This is a genomic window from Methyloversatilis discipulorum (assembly GCF_000527135.1).
In the GTDB taxonomy this organism is placed as follows: domain Bacteria; phylum Pseudomonadota; class Gammaproteobacteria; order Burkholderiales; family Rhodocyclaceae; genus Methyloversatilis; species Methyloversatilis discipulorum.
Genome location: NZ_AZUP01000001.1, coordinates 1,443,568 through 1,466,443, shown reverse-complemented (window position 1 = coordinate 1,466,443; position 22,876 = coordinate 1,443,568). Strand labels below are relative to the sequence as shown.

27 protein-coding genes are annotated in these 22,876 nt (G+C 66.9%); 26 read left to right on the top strand and 1 reads right to left on the bottom strand.

Translation table 11 applies throughout. The features are described 5' to 3' along the window. The first annotated feature begins 62 nt into the window (after window positions 1-62). The 11 genes from fliD to flgJ are packed head-to-tail and all read left to right on the top strand — an operon-like array spanning window position 63 to window position 7,743. Window positions 63-1,436 carry a flagellar filament capping protein FliD gene (gene fliD / locus METFAM1_RS0106665; RefSeq protein ID WP_019918828.1) on the top strand — a complete coding sequence of 458 codons (1,374 nt, stop codon included), beginning with the start codon at window positions 63-65 and terminating at the stop codon, window positions 1,434-1,436. A gap of 38 nt (window positions 1,437-1,474) precedes the next feature. Then, the gene (fliS, locus tag METFAM1_RS0106660; protein ID WP_019918827.1) at window positions 1,475-1,861 is read left to right on the top strand and encodes a flagellar export chaperone FliS; all 387 of its coding nucleotides are present in this window, start codon (window positions 1,475-1,477) and stop codon (window positions 1,859-1,861) included. After that, the gene (locus METFAM1_RS0106655; protein ID WP_019918826.1) at window positions 1,854-2,165 is read left to right on the top strand and encodes a hypothetical protein; all 312 of its coding nucleotides are present in this window, start codon (window positions 1,854-1,856) and stop codon (window positions 2,163-2,165) included. Before fliS ends, METFAM1_RS0106655 begins: the two co-directional genes overlap by 8 nt. Beyond that, window positions 2,162-3,202 (top strand): flagellar hook-length control protein FliK, encoded by a 1,041-nt coding sequence (locus METFAM1_RS0106650; protein ID WP_019918825.1) that lies wholly within the window; start codon window positions 2,162-2,164, stop codon window positions 3,200-3,202. Before METFAM1_RS0106655 ends, METFAM1_RS0106650 begins: the two co-directional genes overlap by 4 nt. A 5-nt stretch (window positions 3,203-3,207) precedes the next feature. Beyond that, on the top strand, window positions 3,208-3,657 hold the full coding sequence (locus tag METFAM1_RS0106645; RefSeq protein ID WP_019918824.1) for a flagellar basal body-associated FliL family protein: 450 nt from the start codon (window positions 3,208-3,210) through the stop codon (window positions 3,655-3,657). A 1-nt stretch (window position 3,658) separates the two neighbouring features. Further along, entirely contained in the window at window positions 3,659-4,372 is a 714-nt protein-coding gene (locus METFAM1_RS0106640) for a FliA/WhiG family RNA polymerase sigma factor (RefSeq protein ID WP_019918823.1), read from the top strand. 30 nt (window positions 4,373-4,402) lie between these two features. After that, on the top strand, window positions 4,403-5,320 hold the full coding sequence (gene motA / locus METFAM1_RS0106635) for a flagellar motor stator protein MotA (protein ID WP_019918822.1): 918 nt from the start codon (window positions 4,403-4,405) through the stop codon (window positions 5,318-5,320). Continuing rightward, window positions 5,307-6,293 carry a flagellar motor protein MotB gene (locus METFAM1_RS0106630; RefSeq protein ID WP_024300532.1) on the top strand — a complete coding sequence of 329 codons (987 nt, stop codon included), beginning with the start codon at window positions 5,307-5,309 and terminating at the stop codon, window positions 6,291-6,293. Before motA ends, METFAM1_RS0106630 begins: the two co-directional genes overlap by 14 nt. 52 nt (window positions 6,294-6,345) lie before the next feature. After that, on the top strand, window positions 6,346-6,621 hold the full coding sequence (flgM, locus tag METFAM1_RS0106625) for a flagellar biosynthesis anti-sigma factor FlgM (RefSeq protein ID WP_024300531.1): 276 nt from the start codon (window positions 6,346-6,348) through the stop codon (window positions 6,619-6,621). Next, window positions 6,618-7,037 carry a flagellar export chaperone FlgN gene (gene flgN / locus METFAM1_RS0106620; protein WP_019918819.1) on the top strand — a complete coding sequence of 140 codons (420 nt, stop codon included), beginning with the start codon at window positions 6,618-6,620 and terminating at the stop codon, window positions 7,035-7,037. The genes flgM and flgN overlap by 4 nt, the downstream gene beginning before the upstream one ends. Continuing rightward, the gene (gene flgJ, locus METFAM1_RS0106615) at window positions 7,024-7,743 is read left to right on the top strand and encodes a flagellar assembly peptidoglycan hydrolase FlgJ (protein ID WP_019918818.1); all 720 of its coding nucleotides are present in this window, start codon (window positions 7,024-7,026) and stop codon (window positions 7,741-7,743) included. Before flgN ends, flgJ begins: the two co-directional genes overlap by 14 nt. Here the strand turns inward: flgJ and flgA are convergent. Continuing rightward, window positions 7,737-8,471 (bottom strand): flagellar basal body P-ring formation chaperone FlgA, encoded by a 735-nt coding sequence (flgA, locus tag METFAM1_RS0106610; protein WP_024300530.1) that lies wholly within the window; start codon window positions 8,469-8,471, stop codon window positions 7,737-7,739. The two genes, flgJ and flgA, sit on opposite strands and share 7 nt — an antisense overlap. A 202-nt stretch (window positions 8,472-8,673) precedes the next feature. Here flgA and flgB point away from each other — a divergent pair, with 202 nt between their 5' ends. The 15 genes from flgB (at window position 8,674) to METFAM1_RS0106535 (ending at window position 22,819) form a co-directional block, all read left to right on the top strand. After that, window positions 8,674-9,039 (top strand): flagellar basal body rod protein FlgB, encoded by a 366-nt coding sequence (flgB, locus tag METFAM1_RS0106605; RefSeq protein WP_019918816.1) that lies wholly within the window; start codon window positions 8,674-8,676, stop codon window positions 9,037-9,039. Between the two features lie 2 nt (window positions 9,040-9,041). Next, window positions 9,042-9,467 (top strand): flagellar basal body rod protein FlgC, encoded by a 426-nt coding sequence (gene flgC, locus METFAM1_RS0106600; RefSeq protein WP_019918815.1) that lies wholly within the window; start codon window positions 9,042-9,044, stop codon window positions 9,465-9,467. Window positions 9,468-9,471: 4 nt separating this feature from the next. Further along, window positions 9,472-10,140: a flagellar hook capping FlgD N-terminal domain-containing protein gene (locus METFAM1_RS0106595; RefSeq protein ID WP_019918814.1), complete on the top strand. Its 669-nt coding sequence runs from the start codon at window positions 9,472-9,474 to the stop codon at window positions 10,138-10,140. A gap of 17 nt (window positions 10,141-10,157) precedes the next feature. After that, on the top strand, window positions 10,158-11,345 hold the full coding sequence (locus METFAM1_RS0106590) for a flagellar hook protein FlgE (protein ID WP_019918813.1): 1,188 nt from the start codon (window positions 10,158-10,160) through the stop codon (window positions 11,343-11,345). A gap of 12 nt (window positions 11,346-11,357) precedes the next feature. After that, the gene (locus METFAM1_RS0106585; protein ID WP_019918812.1) at window positions 11,358-12,083 is read left to right on the top strand and encodes a flagellar basal-body rod protein FlgF; all 726 of its coding nucleotides are present in this window, start codon (window positions 11,358-11,360) and stop codon (window positions 12,081-12,083) included. A gap of 46 nt (window positions 12,084-12,129) precedes the next feature. Then, entirely contained in the window at window positions 12,130-12,906 is a 777-nt protein-coding gene (gene flgG, locus METFAM1_RS0106580) for a flagellar basal-body rod protein FlgG (protein WP_019918811.1), read from the top strand. Beyond that, window positions 12,906-13,571 carry a flagellar basal body L-ring protein FlgH gene (gene flgH, locus METFAM1_RS0106575; protein ID WP_019918810.1) on the top strand — a complete coding sequence of 222 codons (666 nt, stop codon included), beginning with the start codon at window positions 12,906-12,908 and terminating at the stop codon, window positions 13,569-13,571. Before flgG ends, flgH begins: the two co-directional genes overlap by 1 nt. A gap of 10 nt (window positions 13,572-13,581) precedes the next feature. Continuing rightward, window positions 13,582-14,736, top strand: a complete 1,155-nt coding sequence (locus METFAM1_RS0106570; RefSeq protein ID WP_019918809.1) for a flagellar basal body P-ring protein FlgI — start codon at window positions 13,582-13,584, stop codon at window positions 14,734-14,736. Window positions 14,737-14,738: 2 nt separating this feature from the next. After that, complete coding sequence (locus METFAM1_RS0106565; RefSeq protein ID WP_019918808.1) at window positions 14,739-15,161, top strand: rod-binding protein; 423 nt, start codon at window positions 14,739-14,741, stop codon at window positions 15,159-15,161. Next, window positions 15,158-16,537, top strand: a complete 1,380-nt coding sequence (gene flgK / locus METFAM1_RS0106560) for a flagellar hook-associated protein FlgK (RefSeq protein WP_019918807.1) — start codon at window positions 15,158-15,160, stop codon at window positions 16,535-16,537. The genes METFAM1_RS0106565 and flgK overlap by 4 nt, the downstream gene beginning before the upstream one ends. Before the next feature lie 10 nt (window positions 16,538-16,547). Continuing rightward, window positions 16,548-17,459, top strand: a complete 912-nt coding sequence (flgL, locus tag METFAM1_RS0106555) for a flagellar hook-associated protein FlgL (RefSeq protein WP_024300528.1) — start codon at window positions 16,548-16,550, stop codon at window positions 17,457-17,459. Window positions 17,460-17,476: 17 nt separating this feature from the next. Continuing rightward, window positions 17,477-18,505: a hypothetical protein gene (locus METFAM1_RS0106550; RefSeq protein WP_019918805.1), complete on the top strand. Its 1,029-nt coding sequence runs from the start codon at window positions 17,477-17,479 to the stop codon at window positions 18,503-18,505. Between the two features lie 145 nt (window positions 18,506-18,650). Continuing rightward, window positions 18,651-19,310, top strand: coding sequence for a TetR/AcrR family transcriptional regulator (locus tag METFAM1_RS0106545; RefSeq protein ID WP_232419674.1), 660 nt, complete (start codon window positions 18,651-18,653; stop codon window positions 19,308-19,310). Window positions 19,311-20,352: 1,042 nt separating this feature from the next. After that, the gene (locus METFAM1_RS0106540; RefSeq protein ID WP_019918803.1) at window positions 20,353-21,396 is read left to right on the top strand and encodes a sensor histidine kinase; all 1,044 of its coding nucleotides are present in this window, start codon (window positions 20,353-20,355) and stop codon (window positions 21,394-21,396) included. After that, window positions 21,371-22,819, top strand: a complete 1,449-nt coding sequence (locus METFAM1_RS0106535; protein ID WP_019918802.1) for a sigma-54-dependent transcriptional regulator — start codon at window positions 21,371-21,373, stop codon at window positions 22,817-22,819. The genes METFAM1_RS0106540 and METFAM1_RS0106535 overlap by 26 nt, the downstream gene beginning before the upstream one ends. Window positions 22,820-22,876 lie beyond the last annotated feature (57 nt).

Here is a 22,876-nt window from a genome sequence, read left to right as displayed (position 1 = left end):
TCTGGCCGTTCCGGTCGCCTTGACAGGTGGACGCGTCCGCTAACCGTTCACAGGAGCCAGCCATGAGCACTTTCGATCCCGTCACCACCGCCTCGCAGCTTGCGACCGCCTACATCAGTGCGTCGCAGACCCAGGTCGACACGCAGAGCAAGAAAGCGCAGGCCACGACGTCGGCGCTGACCAAGCTGCAAAGTGCGCTGCAGGCCTTCGACAGCGCCTTGTCGACGCTGTCGTCGAAAAAGGGCGTCACGCAGAACACGGCCACGCTGAGCAGCACCGGCGTCGGCACGGCGAGCGCATCGCCCGGCGCGGTGGCGGGCGAGTATCCGCTGTTCGTCGAGCAGGTCGCCAGCGCCCACCAGGTGGTGTTCACCGATCTGCCGGCGGTGCCGGTGCCGATGAGCGGCATGCTCAGCATCAATCTCGCCGGCGGCGCGACGATAGGCGTCGATTTCTCCGGCGCCGACATGGACGCCGACGGCACGCTGTCGCAGACCGAAATGGCGCGCGCCATCAACCAGGCCAGCGGCAACCAGGGCAAGGTCACGGCCATGGTGATGACGGCCGGCGGCCAGACGCAGCTGGTGCTGTCGTCGACCGAAACCGGTGCCGACGGCCAGATCACGCTGGATACCAGCGGCCTGCCCGCAGGCGCGTTCAAGGACTCGCTCGACAACGGCAGCGAACTGACCGCGGCGCGCGATGCCGTCGTATGGCTGGGCGCGCAGGGAAGCGGCGTGCGACTGCAGCAGGCGTCGAACACCTTCACCGCGATCGAGGGCGTCACGATGACCTTCACCCGCGCGATGACGGCGGGCGAGGCGCCGCTGACGCTGAAGGTGGCGGGCGACAGCAGCGGTACCGCAGCCAATGTGCAGAGCTTCATCGATGCCTTCAACAAGCTGAAGACCAGCCTGGACGAGCTGACCAGCACCGGCGACGCCGACAGCGGCGTCGCGGCGGCGGCTTTTGCCTCCGACGCCGGCATACGGTCGCTGCGCAACCGTCTCGACAGCCTGGTCCGCCAGCAGGTCGGTGGCCTGCGCCTGATGGACTTCGGCGTCAGCGCCGACCGCAGCGGCAAGCTGTCACTCGACGCGTCCAAGCTGGACAAGGCGATCGCCGCCAATCCGGACGCCATCGACACCCTGTTCGGCAGCGCCAGCATGACCTCGGGCAGCGGCCTGCTCGGCGGTTTCGCCAGCTATATGGACGTCTGGCTCGACTCCGCCGGCGGCCAGATCCAGCGCCGCAAGGACACCGTGCAGAGCCAGCAGAAGGCACTCGGCACGCGCCAGACCCGTATCGACCTGCAGTACGACAACGCCTATCAGCGCTACCTCGTGCAATTCACGCAACTGCAGTCGCTGCAGTCGCAGATGGGGCAGACCACCAGCATGTTCGACGCGCTGTTCGCGAGCTCGTCGGCCGGCTGAGGACTGCCTGCCCGACAACGAAACCGGAAGAGGATGCCTTGAACTACGACGCCTACCAGAGCTACCACGCCGTCAATCTGAACGCGCAGACGGCGCGCGCGACCCCGGTGCAGCTGGTGCTGATCCTGATGGACGGCCTGCTCGAGGAGATCGCCCGCGCACGCGCCCATATCGAAGCCGGGCGTTACGAACAGAAGGCGCTCAGCCTCGACCGCTGCGTCGACATGCTGAATGGTCTGGCGAGCTCGCTCGACGTGGACAGCGGCGGCGATGTCGTGGCCAATCTGGACTGGCTGTATGACTACTGCGCGTGGCGTCTGAGCGAAGGCGGCATCAAGCTCGACACCGCGCCGCTGGACGAAGTGAGCGGCCTGCTCGGCACGCTGCGCCGCGGCTGGGTCGGACTGGCGGACGGCCATGACTGACCGCCACACCTTCGCCCGCATCGCCCGCCGCCTCGAAACCGCTGCGCTCAGCGACGACTGGGCCACGCTGGCCGCGGCCGACCGCGAACTGGCCACCGTGCTGCAGGCGGTCGCCACCCGGCGCGAGCTGTCGGCGGCCGATCGCGACGCGTTGTCTGCGCTGCGCAAGGTGCACGACGGCGCGCTTGCGCGCTGCGTCGAAGCAGCTGGGCAGGTCAGTGGCCGGCTGGCCGAGCTGGACGCCGGGCGCGACGGCTGGCTGGCCTACGCACACGATGTCGAACTTTCCGGTAGCCACTCATGACGCAATCCATCCTCACGCTCGCGCCCGCCACGGCCGCGTTCCCGACATCGACGCCGGTGCTGCCGGCGCCGCCGGCCGGCCTGCTGACGGCCGCGAATGCGGCCGCACCGCTGCCCTTCGTCGACGTATTCCGCGCGCTGGGTCTGGCTTCGAGCGCCGCCGAGACTGCCGCGATGCCGCCGCTGGTCGATGCCGAGGCGGGCGCCTCCGAGGTGCCCCCCAACGACGTCAGCCTGCCGTCGCAATCGGCGCTGCCGGCCGCGCTGCATGCCGGCAGCGGCGTCACCGGACGCGAGGCGGAGACCGACGAACTGCCATCCGGCGAGGCGATGAACATGCCGATCGCTGCGCCGACCGTACCCCTTCCGCTGCCGGCGCAGACGCAGCAGGTGGCGCCTGCCGCGGCACGGCGCGGTGAGGTCGCACCGGTGGCGTTGGCCGGCGGCACGTCGGTTGCGCCGCAGCTTCTGCCGGTCGACGGGCCGGACGCCGAGGTCGTCGCGGCGGCGCAGCCTCTGCCGCAGTCCACACACGGCGCGCTTCCGACGACATCGCAGTCCACGCCGGTCGCGACGGAGACCGTACTGAAGCTCGCGCCGGCCTCACCGCAGAGCTGGCAGCAGCCGCTGACCGATGCGCTGGGCGATCGTCTGCAGTTGCAGAGCGTGCAACAGGGCGAGCGTGCGGTGATCCGCCTCGACCCGCCGACGCTCGGCCGCATCGAAATCATCGTGCACCAGGACGCCGGTGGTGCGCTGCAGGTTCATCTGAGCGCCAGCAATGGCGAGGTGCTGCGCCAGCTGCACGCCATCGGCGACAGCCTGCGCGCCGATCTTGGCCAGCGCCATGCGCAGGGCGACGTCACCGTGGTGGTGGCCGAATCCGGTCGCGATGCCAACGGCCGCGACGCCGATGGCCGCTCGCGCTCGGGACAACAACAGCAGGGCAGGGACGACGACAACCCGGGTGACGCACTGGCCGAAGCACAGGCCGGGGCTGGCGCGTCGCGCTTCGCCCTGACGACGGACGGGAGCTGAATCCGATGAAGAAGGCGATCATTTTCGCGGTGGTCGGCGTCGTGCTGGCGGCGGCCGGCGGCGGCGCGGTCTGGTGGTTCGGCATGAAGGATGCCGGCGGCGCCGATGCTCAGGCTGCAGTGCCGAAGGAGGCCGTGCCGCAGAAGTACGTGAGCCTCGACAAGGTGGTCGTCATGCTGCGACGCGCGCCGGAGGAGAACGTGACGCGCTACATGTCGATGGACCTGGTGTTCACCACGGCGATCGAGAAGGAGAAGGACACCAAGGAGCACCTGCCGCTGCTGCGCAGCATCGCGGTGCGCGCGCTGGCGTCGATGACCGCGCAGCAGGTCAGCGCGATGACCATCGACGAACTGGCGGCCGAGGTCAATCGCGCCTTCTCCGAGGACTACGACAAGGCGCATCGAAGCAAGCCCTTCGTCGAGGCGATGGTCGGCAAGCTGATCGTTGAATGACATGGACATGCATTCGGACTACGCCGAGGTGAGCAGCGCGGCGGCGCGCACGCTGGACGCCGCCGAGGAGCAGCGCTGGCTGGTGGAGTACGCACCGCTGGTGAAGCGCATCGTGCGCCAGCTGCTGTCGCAGGTGTCCGGAGCGATGGATCGCGAGGACATGGAACAGATCGGCCTGCTCGGCCTGCTCGAATCGTTGCGCCGCTACGGCACGCCCGATCAGGGTTTTGCCGGCTACGCGGCGCTGCGCGTGCGCGGCGCCATCCTCGACGAACTGCGGCGGCAGGACTGGCGGCCGCGCACCGTGCGCCAGGACAGCCACCGCACCCGCGACGCGGTGCGCGCGCTGACCCGTCAGCTCGGGCGCGAGCCGACCGAGGCCGAAGCGTGCGCTGCGCTTGGCATTGCGGCCGACGCCTTCCAGGCGCACCTGCTGGCGGAGAACGCCGAAACCATCGCCAGCTTCGACGAACTGGTCGGCCAGATGCACGAGATGGCGGCGGCCGGCCAGTCGCCGGAAGAACAACTGATGACCCGGCGCAGCCTGGCGCAGGCGCTGACCCGGCTGGACGAGCGCGAACAGCGCGTGATCCAGCTCTATTACGAATTCGAACTCAGCTACCGCGAGATTGCGGCGGTACTGGACTTGACCGAGGCGCGCATCTGCCAGATCAACAAGGGCGCGCTCAGGAAAATGAAGGCCTTCCTCGGCTGACCGCCCGGGAAAACCAAGAGGAAACGAATCATGCAGTCCATCGTAGGCGTCGCCATCATCCTGATCAGCGTGTTCGGCGGCTTCATGCTGCATGGCGGGAAGCTCGCCGTGATCTGGGAACCGATCGAACTGATCATCATCGTCGGCGCTGCGGCCGGCGCCATCGTGCTCGGCAACCCCGGTCACGTGCTGAAGGAAATGTGGCTGCAGCTGCGCAAGGTGATGCTGCGGCGCAAGCAGGGCGAGGAATTCCAGCGTCAGCTGCTGCTGCTGATGTACGAGCTGCTGCAGACCGCGGCCGGTGGCCTGAAGGCGCTGGATGCTCACGTCGAGGCGCCGCAGGAGAGCGAAATGTTCCGCCGCTACCCGCTGATACTCGAAGAACCCAAGCTGCTGCACTTCATCGTCGACAACTTCCGGCTGATGGCGATGGGCAAGATCAATGCGCACGAACTCGAAGGCGTGCTCGAACAGGAGATCGAGGCGATCCACGAGGAAATGTCGCAGCCGGCGCGCTCGCTCGGCAAGATCGGCGAGGCGATGCCGGGCTTCGGCATCCTGGCCGCGGTGCTCGGCATCGTGATGACGATGAATGTCGTGGCTGACGGCGCCGGTACCGGCGAGATCGCGGTGCGCGTCGGTTCGGCCATGGTCGGCACCTTCATCGGCATCTTCTTCTGCTACGGCGTGCTCGACCCGATCAGCAACATGATGAAGCAGCTGGTCGGCGAGGAACTGCAGGCACTGGAGTCGGTGAAGGTGGTGCTGGTCACCCACGTATCGGGCAAGCCGCCGCTGCTGGCGATCGACGCCGGACGTCGTCTGGTGCAGCTGAACATCAAGCCCAGCTTCGCCCGCCTCGAAAGCTGGATCAACGCGATGCAGGGCGCGGGCGATCCGGATGCCACGCCGCGCCGCCGCGCCGGAGACAAACGTGTCGAAGCCTGATGCGCACGGCGCAACCGTCGTCAAGCGCGTGTCCGGAAAGGGACACGAGGAGTCGCATGGCGGCTCGTGGAAAGTGGCTTTCGCCGATTTCTGCCTGGCCTTGCTCTGCCTCTTCCTGGTGCTGTGGCTGCTCGCGTCGCGCGAGCAGGAATCGCTGGAGCAGGTGCTGCGCGCGTCCGACAGCAGCCGCATCGACGAAGGCAGCGGCCTGATGGCGCAGTCGCTCGGCGGGCCGCGCGGCAGCCTGATCGAACGCGAACCGATGCCGCCGCGCGAGGGCATGTCGGCGCCGGGCGAAAGCGCGGCCCGCGGCGAAACCGCCCCGGCGGACGGGCCGCGCACGGCGCGCGTGCGCTACGAATCCCCGGCCGATATGGAAGCGCTGGCCCGCGTGATGAAGAAAATGAGCGCGGACGCCGGGCTCGAAGGCAATCTGCAGTCGGTGATCACACCATATGGCCTGCGCGTGATGCTGCACGATACCGACCAGCAGGGCATGTTCGACCGCGGCAGTTCCTTCGCCACCGAGCGCTTCCGCAAGCTGTTGCGTTCGCTGGGACCGCTGTTCGCGCAGATGGAGAACCAGATGCTGATCGTCGGTCACACCGATTCGGTGCAGTATGCGAATCGCGATCACGCGGCCTTCTCGAACTGGACATTGTCGAGCAACCGCGCGCTGACCGCGCGCTCGCAGCTGCTGGCCGGCGGCATGCCGAACGGCAGCGTGCTGCAGGTGGTCGGCATGGCGGACCGCGCGCCGTTGAATACCGAAGATGCGACGGCCGGCGTGAACCGGCGCATCGAACTGTTGATACTCACCAGCCGACAAGCCGAACTGGTGGCCGCGATGTATGGTTTGCCTAACGAGCGGCTGCCCTTTGCCGAGGGCGCGCACGCGGCCATGCCGGATCGCGCGGCGCTGGAACAGCTGCGCACGCAGCTGGCCGCACCGTCGGCCGGCGAATTGCGCTGAGTCGCGCGGGAACAGGTGAGCTTGCATGCGGACACGATCGAGAGGACATCAGATGAGAATTACCAGTAGCGCTGCTGCCGGGGTCAATGCGCCGGGTTCGGTGAGCGGCAACGGGCCGGTCGAGGCAACACCGGCGGTCGCACCGATGGCGCCCGCAACCTTGCAGTCGTCTGCGTTGCAGCCGGCGATGGAGGCGATGCGTGCATTGCCGGAGATCGACCAGGCGCGTGTGGATGCGCTGCGCGAAGCGCTGGCGCGCGGCGAGGTACCGTTCGATCCGGACAAGCTGGCCGGCCTGATCGAACGCTTCCATGGCGGCAAGGGATGAAGCGCGGCGAGGCCATCGCCCGTCTGCTGCGTGACCTGATCAGCGACGTGGCCGACTACGGCGCCTTGCGCTTGCTGCTCGACAGCCAGTTCGACGCCGCGCTGCGCCATGACGCCGCGACGCTGCGCGACCTCGCGACGCGCATTTCCGATGCGGTTCAGGCGCTCGACGCGCGGCGCCTGTTGCGCGCCCGTCTGGTGACCGGCCTCTACGGAAGTGACGGCCGCATGGAGCAGGTGTTCGCCGAACTGCCGGAAGACAACCGTGAACGCTGTCGCGCCATGTGGTCCGGGCTGCAGGCGCGGGTTGCCGACTGCAAGCGGCTCAATGCGCGCAACTGCCTGCTGATGACCGACCAGTACGAAATCATGCAGCGCGTGCTGCACGGCGAGGACCAGACCTATGCTCCGACCTGAGGCGGCGCGTGCGCTGACGCCCAACGTCGAGCCGACGCGCCCGCTGGCGCCGACCGGCGCCGCCGGACAGTTCGCGCCGCTGTTCGGCGAAGTGTCGGCTGAGGTCGACCGCTTCATCCGTCAGGGCTCGGCCGGCGGAGCAGACTTCGCCGGCAGCGCGGCCACGCTCAGCCCGGAAGCGCAGCTGCTGCGCAACACGACGCGGAGCGCCGGCGCGAGCACGGTGACCGGCGCGGACGATGCCGGTCGGCGCGATTTCGTCGCCGGCATACGCCCGTGGGCGACCGAGGTCGCGCAGAGGCTGGGCGTGAGCAGCGAAGCGGTGATCGCGCATGCTGCGCTGGAATCCGGTTGGGGACAGAAGCCGCTGCGTGCGGCCGACGGCAGCGACAGTCATAACCTGTTCGGCATCAAGGCGAGCGGGGCGTGGCGCGGCGCCACGGTCGAGGCGCGCACGACCGAATACCTGGAAGGTGTCGATGCATCGGTGAGCGCCAGCTTCCGCAGCTATGCCGACCGCGCCGGTGCCTTCAGCGACTACGCCCGCTTGCTTCTCGACAATCCGCGCTATGCCGGCGCGCTGAATGCGGGCAGCAATGTGCAGGCGTTCGCCGACGGGCTGGTGCAGGGTGGCTACGCCACCGATCCGGCCTATGCCGACAAGCTGGTGCGGCTGGCCGGCCAGATCCGCACGCGCGGCTATTGAGCGCCGCGCGTGACCGTCTCGACGTCACCGGCGCCGATGACGCGGGCGCGCAACACCGTGCCGGAAGACAGATTGCGCACGCGCACCATGTCGCCGATGCCACCCGCATCGAGCGCTTCGCCGGCCACCTGTACTTCGATGCCTTCGTTGCGCGCGACGATGCGTACCGCGTCGCCGCGCTTCACCAGCAGGGCGGCCGTCAGCAGGCGCTTGCGCAACAGATCGCCCGCTTTCAGCGGGCGGCGACCGGTCATGCCGATCACCTCGGACGGATCGGCGAAAAAGTCGGCGACGGCGGTCACGTCGCGCGCGTCGACGTCGATGTCGGCGTCGCCGATCGGATGTCCGGCCGCGATATCGGTCGCCGCGACGACCACGTCGGCAACGATGCGGGCGCGAGCCTGCACCTTGCGCGTCCAGCCGCCGTCGCCGGCGCAGCGCGCGGCATAGCGCAGGTGCGACGGTGATCTGACGTCCAGCGCCTCGACCTCGATGCGCCCGGCGCAGGGCGGTGGCGGCTTGTACGGGGGCTGCACGGTCACGCTGATGCGCGCATCGGTCAGCCCCATGCGCTCGGCCTGCTGTTCGAGCTGCAGCCGCGCGGCGGCCTCGACCTGGCCGACGATCTGTGCGGTGCCGTCGGCCTGCGCGGCAGCGGGCAGGCAGGACAGCGCGACGACCATGCAGAGGGCGTGGCGCATGCGGTTCGGATGAGTTCTTCGGTGCATCGGGGTCTCCTGTGGCCGGTGAAGGTAACAGCAATGCGGGCGTGAGAAATATCCGCATCCGGGGCCTCAAGTTCGCCGGCGGATTGTCGATGGTGTCCCTGAACTATACGCATACGCTTAACAAACGCCGACCGGATGAACGCCGGTGTCGCATCAGCGCGACGCCCCGATCAGCTTGCCGGCGATACAGACAGGAGCCGACATGGGTATCGATTTCGGGAAGGCGCTCGGCGTGCACGGCCAGGCCCTGCAGCTGCGTGCGGAGCGCACGCGGGTGATCGCCGAGAACATCGCCAACCAGAACACGCCGGGTTACCAGGCGCGCGACGTCGACTTCGGCGCCAGTCTGCGCCAGGCGATGGCGGGCGAGGCCGGAGGTCTGTCACTCGACAGCGAGGGGGGCGAAACGCTCTATCGCGTGCCTTTTCACGCGGCACAGGACGGCAACACGGTCGAACTCGGTGTCGAGCAGGCCGCCTTCTCGCAGAACACCTCCGATTTCCAGATCAGCCTCACCTTCGCCAACATGAAACTCAAGGGGCTGGCGAAAGCCATCGCCGGACAATAGCCATGTCATTCCGCGACATCACCCAGATCGCCGGCTCGGCCATGGCCGCCCAGACCGTGCGGCTCAACACCATTTCCAGCAACCTCGCCAATGCGCATTCGGCGTCCGGATCGGAAGAGACGGCCTACCGCGCGCGCAAGCCGGTGTTCGCCACGCTGCTCGGCGGCGAGGACGTCGGCGGCGCGCCGGCGGTGGCCGGTCGCGTGCAGGTGCTCGACGTGGTCGAGAGCACCGAACCTCTGCGTTCGGTGTACGAACCTGACAATCCGCTGGCCGATGAGGACGGCATGGTGTTCTACACCAATGTGAATTCGGTGGCCGAGATGACCGACATGATGTCGGCGTCGCGTGCCTTTGAAACCAACGTGGAAGTGCTCGGTCGCGTCAAGTCGATGCAGCAGGCCCTTCTGAAACTCGGAGAGGGGTGAGGCCATGCAGACCAGTCAGGTAGTAGGCGGCAGCCAGGGCAGCGCGTCCGACGCCGTGCAGGCGGCGAACGGCGAACAGGGTTCGCCGACCGAACTGTTCACCAAGCTGCTGGTGGCGCAGATCCGCAACCAGAACCCGCTGGAGCCGACCGACCCGAGCGACTTCGTCAATCAGCTGACGCAGCTCAGCCAGGTCGAGTCGCTGCAGGCGCTGGCCGAACAGACCGGCGCCAACGCGTCGGTGCTGTCCAGCCTGCAGGTGCTGGCGCTCGGCGCGCAGGTCGGTTCGGAAATCATGGTGAATACCGACACCGTCGAGGTCGGCAGCGAGCCGGTCAGCGGCGCATTCACGCTGACGTCGTCGAGCGCGCGCACGACGCTCGTTCTGAGTGGCCCGGACGGCGTCGAGCGCCGCATCGAGCTGGGCACCCGGGCGGCCGGCGAAGTGCCGTTCGAGATCGATCCTGCCGAGCTCGGCCTGCCGCCCGGCGCGCACACGCTGCGCGTCGAGACGGAAACAGGCGAGACGCCGGCCACCGAGATCGCCGGCCGGCTGCTCAGCGTGCGCATGGCCGGCAGCGGCAATGTCGCCCTCAACGTCGCCGGCCTGGGCGAGGTGTCGCCGGCCTACATCACACGTTTCAACGGCCGTCCGGCCACGTCGGTCAACTGAAAGAGAGGATACGGTCCATGAGTTATGAAATCGCGCTGTCCGGCATCAATGCGATCAACACCCAGCTCGAAACCATCAGCAACAACATCGCCAACACCGGCACCTATGGCTTCAAGTCCAGTCGTGCGAACTTCGCCGCGATGTATGCCGGTACCCAGCCGACCGGCGTCGAGGTGGCTTCGCTGACGCAGAGCATAGACATCGGCGGCGGCGTGCTCACCACCGGTCGCGGCCTCGATGCGGCGATCCAGGGCCGCGGCTTCTTCGTGACGCGCGACACCGCCGGCGCCTCACTGTTCAGCCGCGTCGGCATCTTCTCGACCGACAAGGACGGCTTCGTCGTCGACACCTTCGGCCGCCGCCTGCAGGGCTACGAAATGCAATCCGGCAGCACCACGCTGGGCGCCATGGGCGACCTCAAGGTGCCCGCCGGCCAGGTGCCCGCGAAGCCGAGCGACACGCTGCAGTACGTCGGCAACATGTCGGCCGACTGGGCTGCACCGGCGGCCGCGCCTTTCGATCCGGCCAATCCGCTCACCTTCAACAGTTCGCAGGTGGCGGTCGTCTATGACTCGCTGGGCGGCAAGCACAGCGTCGGCCAGTACTTCGTCAAGACCGGCACCAACCAGATCACCGCCCACTACACCTTCGACGGCGCGGCACTGCCGACGACGACGGTGATGGACTTCAACACCAGCGGCGCGCTGGTCACGCCGGCCGCACCGGTCGCGCTGGCGCTCGGCACGCCGGCGGGGGCTGCCGCGCTGAGCGTGGACATCGACTACACCGGCACCACGCAGTTCGGCGGCGACGCCACCGTGCGGGTCAACGCGGCCAACGGTTACGCTTCGGGCACGATGATAGGCGTGCAGATCGCCGAAGACGGCTCGGTCATCGCGCAGTACAGCAACAACGTGAAGGAGCCGGTCGGCCGCATCGCGCTGGCGGTGTTCCCGGACGAGGCCTCGCTGACCCCGGTCAGCGACACCAGCTGGACCAGTTCGTCGCTGTCCGGCGATCCGCTTTATTTCACGCCCGGCACCGGCATGGCCGGCGCGCTGACCGGTGGCGCGCTGGAGCAGTCGAACGTCGATATGACCTCGGAACTGGTGGGCCTGATGTCGGCACAGCGCAATTACCAGGCCAACAGCAAGGTGATCTCGACGCAGACCGAAATGATGCAGTCGCTGATGCAGGCGCTGTAACAGAGACCGGCCATGGATGCGCTGATCTATACCGCGATGAGCGGCGCCGAGCGCGCGCTGCATGCGCAGCAGGTGCGCGCCAACAACCTCGCCAACGCGGACACGCCCGGCTTTCGTGCCGATCTCGAAATGTCGGTCAGCGAGGCGGTGCAGGGCTACGGTTACGACGCCCGCCACCTCGGCCGGCTGCGCGCCGACTCGGTGTCCAACCGCCAGGGCACGCTGAAGCAGACCGACCGCGACCTCGACGTCGCCATTTCCGGCGACGGCTATCTCGCCGTGCAGTGGGGCGACGGCGAGGCCTATACGCGGGCCGGCGCGCTCACCGTCGATGCCGAAGGCACGCTGACCGTGAATGGCCGCGCGGTGATGGGCGAGGGTGGCACCATCGTGCTGCCGCCGTACTCACAGCTGGCGATCGGCGAGGACGGCACGATTTCGATCCGTCCGCCCGGGCAGCCATTGATGCAGCCGCTGGAACGCCTGAAGCTGGTGCGTCCGGATCCGGCAACGGTGATCAAGAACGAGGCCGGCCTGCTGGTGAGCCGCGGTCAGGACGAACTGCCGGCCGACCCGACGGTGCGTGTGCGCGCCGGTTTTCTCGAAGGCAGCAATGTGTCCGCGGTCGAGGAAATGGTCGCGACGATGGCACTGAACCGCGAATTCGAACTGCAGATGAAGCTTTACAAGGCCGCCGATTCGATGGCCGATACGGGCAACCGCCTGATCCGCGAATGACGAACGGCAGCACTGCCGACACAGGAGAGACGACATGAATCCCGCAATGTGGATCAGCAAGACCGGCGTGCAGGCGCAGGACGCGAAGCTGCAGGCCATCGCCAACAACCTGGCCAACGTGAACACGGTCGGCTTCAAGCGCGACCGCGTGCTGTTCGAGGATCTGTTCTACCAGATCGAACGCGAACCGGGCGCGCAGCGCGACGACAACACGGTGAGCCCGGGCGGCGTGCAGCTGGGCACCGGCACCCGGCTGGTCGCCACGCAGAAGGTGTTTACCACCGGCAATCTGCAGACCACTGGCCAGTCGCTCGACGTCGCCATCTCCGGCATCGGCTTCCTGCAGGTGCAGCGCCCGAACGGCGACATCGCCTACACCCGCGCCGGCCAGCTGCAGAAGAACGCCGAAGGCCTGCTGGTGACCGCGCAGGGCCTGCCCATCATTCCGGAAATCAACATCCCGCAGAACGCCACCGCGATCACGATAGGCGAGAACGGCATGGTGTCGGTCACGGTGCCGGGTCAGGCCGCGCCGCAGGAAGTCGGCCAGCTCACGCTGGTGAGCTTCGTCAATCCGGCCGGTCTGCTGGCGATGGGCGACAACCTCTATCAGGAGACGGCCGCCAGCGGCGTGCCGACCGAAGGCAACCCCGGCGAGGAAGGTCTGGGCAAGCTCAAGCAGGGCGCGCTCGAAGGGTCCAACGTGCAGGTGGTCGAGGAAATGGTGGACATGATCGCCGCCCAGCGCACCTATGAAATGAACACCAAGGTGCTGTCGGCCGCCGACAACATGATGCAGTACCTCGCCCAGGCCGTTCGCTGATGCGCCATCCGGCCCGCCTCATCGCGCTGCTCGTGCCGCTGTGCCTCACCGCCTGCGCAAGCCTCGAGCACAAGGCGCCGCCGCTGGCGGAGACCGACCGCCTGCCGCCGCCGGTACAGCCGCCGCTGGCGGGGGCGGGCGGCGGCGTGTTCCAGCCTGCATCGGCCTGGTCGCTCACCTCGGACAGCCGCGCCTTCCGCACCGGCGACGTGGTCACCGTGGTGCTGCAGGAAACGACGCAGGCGAGCAAGGCGGCCGGTACCACCTTCGGCAAGGAAAGCGGTGTCGCGATGCAGCCGACGGTGATCGCCGGCAAGCGCTTCAAGACCGACGTCAGCGTCGACGCACAGACCGACTTCAAGGGCAACTCGACCAGTTCGCAGCAGAACCGGCTGCAGGGCTCGATCACCGTCATCGTGCACGAGGTGCTGCCCAACGGCCTGCTGCGCGTCAGCGGCGAGAAGACGCTGTACCTGAACCAGGGCGACGAGACCGTGCGCCTGCAGGGCTATGTGCGTGCGTCCGACATCAGTTCGGACAACACCGTGTCCTCGCAACGCGTGGCCAATGCCCGCATTTCCTATTCCGGCGAAGGCGTGCTGGCGGACGCCAACAGCCCGGGCTGGCTGCTGCGCTTCTTCGTCGGCGCGCTGATGCCCTTCTGAGGACGCAACGATGATCTTCCGCCGGACCCTCCTGGCCGTCCTGTCCTGCCTTCTCGCCTGGGGCGCCTTTGCGGCGCCGAAGCCGGCGGCGACGGCACGCACGGCAGCGGTTGCCGCCGCACCCGCCACCCAGCCCTTGCGCAATCTGGTCAGCGTCGAAGGCGTGCGCGAGAACCAGCTGATCGGCTTCGGTCTGGTGGTCGGTCTGCACGGTACCGGCGACAGCACGCAGGTCAAGTCGGCCGGGCAGTCGGTATCCAACCTGCTCAAGCAGTTCGGCCTCAAGCTGCCGGAGGGCACGCAGAGCCGCAGCAAGAACGTGGCCACCGTGATGGTCAGCGCGGTGTTCCCGCCGGGCTATCGCAAGGGGCAGAGCATCGACGTGACGGTGTCCTCGCTCGGCGACTCGAAAAGCCTGCGCGGCGGCACGCTGTTGCTGACCCAGTTGCGCGCGGCAGACGGCGAAATCTATGCGCTGGCCCAGGGCAATCTGGTGGTCGGCGGCCTCAGCGCGAGCGGCCGCAGCGGATCCAGCGTGACCGTCAATACGCCGACCTCCGGACGCATTCCGAACGGCGCGACGGTGGAACGCGAAATCATGACCGACTTCGATGTGCGACCGACCGTGCTGCTCAGCCTGAAGCGCCCGCATTTCCAGACGGCGACCAATATCGTGGGTGCGATCAACGGCCGTTTCGGCGAGGTCGCGTCGACCCGTGACGCCACCGCCATCGAAGTCGTGGCGCCGGCTGATCCGACGCAGCGGGTGGCCTTCGTCGCCCAGCTCGAAGCGCTGCCCGTGGTGGTCGGCGAGACGACGCCGCGTGTCGTGTTCAACTCGCGCACCGGCACCGTCGTCATCGCCGAGGGCGTGACCGTGCGGCCGGCCGCGGTGTCGCACGGTTCGCTGAAGGTGATCATTTCGGAAAGTTCGAACGTGAGTCAGCCGGCACCGCTGAGCCGCGGCGAGACAGCCGTCACGCCACGTTCCAAGGTCGAGGTGGAGCAGGGCGACGGGCGCATGTTCAACTGGCCGGCCGGTGCCAAGCTGCAGACCATCATCGACACAGTAAACAGCATCGGCGCCACGCCGGACGACATCATGGCCATCCTGCAGGCGCTCGATCAGGCCGGCGCAATCGATGGCGAACTGATCGTGATCTGAACATGAACGTCCACGACATCGCATCGTCCGCAGCGACCGTTCAGACGGAGGCGCAGCCCGCACTCGTCGCACCGCAGGTCGATCCCGCCCTGTTGAAGAAGGCGACCGAAGCGGCCGTCAAGTTCGAGAGCTTCTTCATCAGCGAAACCCTGCGCCAGATGCGCCGCAGCACGCGCGAGATGGCGGGCGAAGACAGCATTTTCAAGGACCGCGTGAACGAGGACATGCTGGACCTGGCCGACGGCCTGGTCGCCGACGCGATGGCCTCGCAGCGCGCTTTCGGCATTGCCGACATGCTGCTGCGGCAGCTGCTGCCGCAACCGGCGCCGGTCGCATTTAATGCATCTGCGCCGGCGGTCGCCTCTGTCGAAGGGGAGCGTGCGGAAGGCGCTCCCGGCCACGCAACGACCCGGGATATCCGATGAGCCTGATCAACAACGCATTGACCGGAACGCTGGCGGCGCAGGCCGCGCTCAGCGCCACCGGCCAGAACATCGCCAATGTGATGACACCGGGCTACACCCGCCAGGCCGCCGTGCTGGCTTCGGTGCAGCCGATGCAGAGCGGTGCGCTGTCGGCCGGCAGCGGTGTGGCGGTGTCGTCGCTGCAGCGCTTCAGCGACGATTACAAGAACCTGCAGATGTGGCAGGCGGCGTCGGAACTGTCGAACCGCTCGACCCGGCAGCCCTATCTCGACCAGCTCGAACAGGTGATGGGCGACGATGCTTCCGGCATCAACAACGGTCTGGATGCCTTTTTCAGCGCGTTGAACGCCGCCAGCGTGGAACCGAGCTCGGTGCCGCTGCGTGCGCAGGTGATCACCGCGGCCGACGCGCTGGCACAGCGCTTCAACAACCTCACCACCGTGCTCGCCAATCAGCGCGCCTCGATCGCGCAGCAGCGCACGACGCTGGTGTCGCAGATCAATTCCAGCACTGCGCTGATCGCCGATCTGAACAAGCGCATCTCGCTGGCCGAGGCGGCCGGTGTCAATGCGTCGGGCCTGATGGACGCGCGCGATCAGGCGATCGACGGGCTGGCCGGCATGGTGTCGATACAGGTGGTCAACCATCCGGACGGCTCGCGCAACGTGTCGCTGAAGAGCGGGCAGCCGCTGGTGGTCGGCACCACGGCCTCGCGTCTCGAAGTGCAGGACACGCCGGCCGGCACGCAGGCGCTGACGCTGAAGTTCGCCAGCGAAGTGTTCGCCGTGCGCGACGAAGGACTGGGCGGGCAGCTCGGCGGACTGGCCGATTTCGAGTACGGCACGCTGCTGCCGCTGCGCCAGTCCATCGGCGACATCGCTTCGGAGATCGCCACGCTGATGAACACCCAGCTCGGCGCCGGCTACACGCTGGGCGGAGCCGCGGGCGGTCCGCTGTTCGTCTATGACGCATCGAGCTCGACCTCGATGCTGTCGGTCGCGCCGGGCGTGCTGCCGCAGGATCTGGGCTTCTCGTCCGACCCGACCAAGCCCGGCAACAGCGACAACCTGCTGGCCATGATCGCGCTGCGCAACCAGCCCATCACCGTGACCTCGCTCGGCACGGTACGGGTCGGCGACGCCAATACGCAGCTGATCGGCAAGCTGGGCATGGACAGCCAGCAGAACCAGGCGTCCCTGACCACGGCGACCACGGTGCGCAACCAGGCGGAAGAGGGCTGGAAGTCCACCAGCGGCGTGAACAACGACGAAGAGGCAGTGAACCTGATCCAGTTCCAGCAGATGTATCAGGCCAACATGAAAGTGATCACCGTCGCCAACGAGCTGTTCGACAGCACGCTGGCGATGATGGGTTGAGGAGACGGACATGCGGGTCGCCAGCACACAGTTCCACGCAACGATGAATACCGCCCTGCAGGACGCGAACAGCCGACTGGAGGGCATCCTGCAGCAGATGTCGAACGGTCTGCGCGTGCAGAAGCCGTCGGACGACCCGATCGCCAGTGTGCGTATCGCGCGGTTGACGCGCGAGGAGGCCGCGCTCGACCAGTACCTGGAGAACATCGGCGCACTGCGCAGCCGGCTGCGGCAGAACGAGGAACTGCTCGACGGCATGAGCCGTGACATCATGCAGGCGCGCGACCTGATGGTTTGGGCGGCCGACGGCACCAACACCACGCAGGACCTGCAGGCGATGAGCACCTCGCTGATCGCGCTGCGCGACAGCCTGATGTACTCGGCGAACAGCATCGACCAGGAGGGGCGCTACCTGTTTTCGGGTACGGCAACCGCCACCGCACCGATCGCCTTCAATGGCGCGGCGGCTGCCGGTACGCGCTACAGCTTCGCCGGCAACACCGATCCGCAGCGCGTGGTGGTCGGCAACGGCGTGACGCAGGACGCCAACGTGCATCTGCAGGAGATGGCTGACGTGCTGAACCGGCTCGATCTGTCCATCGACGCGCTGCAGGTGCCGGGTGCGACGGCCAACGATCCGGCGGTGCGTACGGTGCTGGTGGGCACGCTGAACGGTCTCGACACCGGGCTGGACGCGGTCAGCGCGAAGATCGCCCGCCTCGGCGGTGCGCAGACGACGCTGGAAACGCTGGAAACCAATCACGCCAACGTGAGCCTGTCGAACAAGCAGGCGATGATCACGCTCGGTCAGCTCGACTATGGCGATGCGGCGGTCAAGCTCAATGGCTACACCACCGCGGTGCAGGCGACGCAGAAGGCCTATGCCAAGGTCAGCGCGCTGTCGCTGTTCGACACGATCTGATCGGCCGTATGCACTGAATGCAGATCGGTCCTCATCTTTCTTCTGCCCGTCCGGTCGACGCGATCGGCCCGGGCAGGGCGCATGCTGCCGGCAACGCCGCGCCGCCGACGCGCGACACGCCGCGGACGCGCAATGACGAACGCGCGCCGGCCGGATCGGCCGGGCTGAAGACATGGAGCCCGCGCTTCAACGAGCAGGTCGGCAAGGCGCAGCTTGCGGCCGACTATCTCGATCGCGGCATCGGCCAGCTGAAGTCGGTGCGCAGCCTGCTTGGCCAGCAGATCGCGGCCGGAGAAGGTGACGTCTTGCTGCAACGCCGGATCAGTCAGTTCGCCGCGCTGTGGCAGTCGCGTCCGGCGCAGACGGCCGGCAGCCTTGACCCGGCGCTGACGTTCGATGCGGTCAATCCGCCGCTGCGTCAGTTCACCGTACGCGGACTGGACCTGGCTTCGCTGCGCGAGGGCGACAGCGAAAACCTGAGCTTTTCGGTGGCGGGAGCCGGCCGGCGTACGCCGTCGGTCGCACTCGAAGCGGGTCTTCCGGACGTGGAGATAGTGCGCCGCATGGATCAGGCGCTGGCGTCGACCGGTGTGCGCGCGACGGCCGACGACCAGGGCAGGCTGGTCTTCAGCGTGGCCGAACAGGCCTGGCCTGGCGTGCGCGACACGCTGATGCTGCGCGGCGGCGGCATCCGCTGGCCAACCGGCCAGTTCAGTCGGGTGCAGGCGCAAGCCCTGCCCGATGGTATCGATCCCGCGCGCTGGTCGGTCGATGACGCCGACGCCATGCGCGCGACGCTTGCCCAGGCCACCCGCGCGCTGGACGCCTTCACGCTCGCCCGGCGGCGGGTCGATGACGTGCTGCTCGACGCGGCGCAAAGTGCCGATGCCGTCCTCCCGCAGAACGCCGCAGGGCGCGCGGCGGGCTTTGCCGAGGCCTTTGCCGCGCTGGGCGAATCGCGCAGCTATCGTGCCCTTAGCGAGTTCTCCGGTGCTCTGGCCGGTATCCGGCGGGAACGCGTGCAAGCCTTGCTCGCTGTCCGCTGAGTTCACTTGCGGGGCTGGATGGCCAGGGAATAGTTCCGGAATAAAGGGGTGTGGAAACGATTGTCGACAAACTGTACTGGTATAAATCGAGGTAATTTCATTACACTTTGCCAGTACGCGCTGTCTGACCAACGTTGTTCAGCCCATGCCAAACAATTCAAAAATCGCGACCCCGGAAAAACGCTCGCGGATACGTGGCCAGGAAGGCAAGGCTAGGTTTCGTGAGCAACTCCTTGCCGAAGCCAAGGACATCTACAGCCGACAAGGCTATGAAGCCGTGTCGGTACGCGCCGTCACCAAGGCGGTCGGCATATCGCCGATGGCCTTCTATGGTTATTTCGTCAGCAAGCAGGATCTCGTCAAACACATCTGGCTCGACTTCTTCTGCGAGCTGTTCGAGTGTCTGAAGCAGGCGAGCAACCTTGACCAGTCGCCGGCCGAGCGACTGAAAGCCCATGTCGATGCGTATCTGGACTACTGGGAAAGACATCCCGAGCGCTATCGCATGGTGTATCTGTCATCCAGTGTCGACGATGAGCGCGAACGCATTGTTTTCGACGAGGAGGATGTGGTCGCGCAGCAACTGCTGAGCCTGACCAGAGAGCGGGTGAGTGATTGCGCATGCGGCCGCCCGATCGCCGCGGAGCAGATTCACCTGCACAGTGACCTTGTTTTCCTGAAGGCCCTGGGTTACCTGCACGGCGTGCTCACGGTAGGGCGCTACCCCTTCTCGGATCTCGCGCGGATGCGTGGCTGCCTGATAGACGACATCGTCGACGGCGTGGTGCGCGCGACCGCCGCTTAGCGTTCGATGCCCATCGCGGGTGGTCGCTGACTGACGCGCCGGCAGCGGCGGCATTCGACACCTGCCGGCCGGCCCCCCCCCCGAGGGCTGAGGGCATCCCGTTCCCCGATCCGGTGACCGGTTCTCCGAAGAAGCGTGCCGCAATGCAAGGCGGGCTTGCACATCGGTGCCTGGCCCGTCCGACCATGGCGGGGGGGGCGCATCGTCCGGCCGATCGGCGCTCCAGTGCGGGCGCGCCGAAGACATTTCCCTACGACGATCAGGCATGTGCGCGGCGCCGGCTCGGACACGGCGCCTGCTGCCGCATCTTCCGTGCCGACCCTGACGCGGCGGACCGGTATCGTCGAGTGGCCCGCTGGCTTCATTGATGCCGACCGTCGCGATGATCGAGGCCGCGCGTCGGCGCCGTGATCCGGATTGTCTTGGGCCGAAGCCCGGTGCGCATCAACTCCGCGCGCCGGGCAGGCGAACGCGGCGACACGATCCGCGCAAGCGGAGGGGAGGATGCGGCATCCATGCCGCCGACTGAAGGGTGGCTCGAAACCCGATTCGTGCGTACTCTGTACCGAACGATCGGTCTGGGTTATAAACCCCAATCATCAGGGACACGTGCGACGAGTCTGACAACTCGGTTCAGATCTTGCTTTTACGTGTTCCAGGCACGTGCGCAGACTGCGCAGCCCGACCGCATCGCGAGTTGCCCTCGCGTCTCATTGCCCTCGGGACGACAAGCCGATTCGTTCGATTCCGGCCACTTCCGGTGGCTCGGAACGGACGTCTGGACAAGGAGGAAACGATGATTCAAAGAGCTGACGTCTTCGCAGTCGCCTTCGACTCAGTCGCGTCACGATCCGACGATCCGGCGGGCCCGCACGCGCTCATGACGTCCTGTCCACTCAGGCACTGAGCCCTCATTCCCGCCACCAGGGCGGGCCGACCGCACGGCACTTGAGGCCCCCGCGTTCAGTCGGGGACCCATTGCTGCCGTCGATGCCACGCGCAAACGGTTCCAATGATGAAGATGCCGATGGATAACGCTCGGATGGATCTGGGTCATGCGGAGTTGCTGCATGCCTTCCCGTGGCCGACGATCATGCTTGACCCGCAAGGATTCGTTGTGGCGCTCAGCCGCCCGCTCCCGGGCCTGGGAGTTACCGTCGTTTCGGGCGGACAGCATCTGCGCGACCTGCTTCCGGCGTACTGGGACGCGGTGTGCGAGGCCGGTCCCGGCCCTTGCGAACGCTTCCGCGACGTGGCCCGCGCGATCGACGGACGCTGGCTGCACGAGCGTGTATGGATGAGCGCAGTGCGCGATGGAATGCTGCTGTTCGTCGAGGACCGCAGCGAGCAGATGACCACCTCGCAGGCGGAATTGCAGCGTGACCGGCTGGCGTCACTGGGTTTCATGGTGGCGGGCGTGTGTCACGAGATCAGCAATCCGCTGACCGCGGTGCAGTCGATGATGCAGATGCTGCTGGGGCGCGCCGACGTCAGTGCCGAGGCGCTGCAGAAGGGGCTGCGGATCGTTTCGGACAATGTGCGCCGCGTGATGGACATATCGCGGCGCATGGTCGATTTCTCACGCGTCGGCGACGAGCCGCGGGTGCCCTTCGAGATCGACGCCTCGATCATCGAAGCCATCGTGCTGCTGCGTCAGGGGCTGTGCACGGAAACCGTGTCGGTCGAGCATTTTCCGGAACTTGGTGCGCTGGTGCTCGGCAACGCAGGTCAGTTGCAGGAAGTGATCTACAACATCCTGATCAACGCAGCTCACGCGGTCTGTGACGCGGGGCGGATTTTCGTCACCACCGCGATGACTGCAGACCGGCGGGTTCTGGTCCGCATTTCGGACACCGGTCCGGGCATCCCGGAAGAGGTGCTGCCGCGCATTTTCGAGCCCTTCTTCACGACGCGTTCCTCCGGACAGGGCACCGGTCTCGGACTGGCCATCGCCTACGAATTCGTGCGCGAGCACGGCGGCGAACTGCGCGCCTACAACAATCCCAATGGCGGTGCGACGTTCGAGATCGACCTGCCTGCTCATTCAGCGAGGACACAGCATGAGCGCCAAAGCGAACAAGCATGAGGTGGTGCGCCCGGAGCGCATCCTGGTCATCGAGGACGACCCCGGCATCGCGGTCTGCGTCGAAATGCTGCTCAGCACCCGCGGCTATGCCTGCACGGTGTTCGACAACGGGGCCGCCGGGCTGGCCCATCTCGCCGCCGAGCAGGTCGATCTGCTGATCACCGACCTGCGGCTGCCCGACACCACCGGACTGGACATCCTGGCCGCCAGCAAGGCTGAAAGGCCGGACCTACCGGTCATTCTGATGACCAGCTATTCGTCGCTGGAAAACGCCATCGACGCATTACGGAAGGGCGCGGTCGACTATCTGATCAAGCCCTTCGACAACGACGAATTCCTGTTCGCCGTCGAGCGTGTGCTCGCCGAACAGCGAACTCACCGCGAGAACCGATCGCTCAGGCGCAGCCTGCGTCGTGCCTACGGCGAGCGCACCATCATCGGCGACAGCGATGGCGTCAAACGCATGCTGGCGATGATTTCCCGTGTTGCGTCGACCGATACGAACGTACTGATCCAGGGCGAGAGCGGTACCGGCAAGGAGCTGGTCGCCCAAGCCATACACTTCGGTGGCGAACGGGCTGAGCGGCCCTTCGTCGCGATCAACTGCGGCGCCATTCCGTCCGATCTGATCGAGTCGGAACTGTTCGGCCACGTGAAGGGGGCCTTCACCGGTGCGGTCAGCACGAGCGAGGGCCTGATACGCGAGGCGAGTGGCGGCACGCTGTTCCTGGACGAAATATCCGAACTGCCGTTGAACGTCCAGGTGAAGCTGCTGCGCGTCATACAGGAGCGTCAGGTCAGACCGGTCGGCGCCACCCAGACCTATCACACCGACACCCGCTTCGTTGCCGCGACCAACCGCGATCTGCGCGCGGAAACCGAGAGCAACACTTTCCGGGCCGACCTCTTCTACCGTCTGAACGTGATCACCATCCAGGTGCCGCCCTTGCGGGAGCGGGGCGACGACATCGAGCTTCTTGCCCGCTATTTCCTCGAGCGCCACTGCAAGCGGCTGGGCATGCGGATCCGCGGCATGTCCGACGAGTTCGTCGCCTTCCTGCGGGAGTACCCCTGGCCGGGCAACATCCGTGAGCTGGAAAACGTGATGGAGCGGGCCATCATCATGGCCGAAGGCGACACCCTGTCACTGGACGACCAGTTCGACACGCTGCCGCAGGCAACGCTGGCGCGGCCGAGCACGTCGTCCGGGGCTGATGAGGCGAGTGAAGCGCTGGGGCCCATGTCGATCGAGGACTACATCCGCCACAGCATTCTTCGCTACCAGGACAGCTACTGCGACCGCGATCTCGCCGCCTTGCTCGGCATCGGTCGCAAGGCGCTGTGGATGCGCCGCCGTCGCTGGGGTCTGATGAAGGACAGGGGACGCGCGGAAGACATGCAACTGGACCACCAGATGTCGTGAGCGAAGAAGCGTCGTGTTTCGTTTTGAACCCCATCTGTGTTTCTCCTGGAAACACGC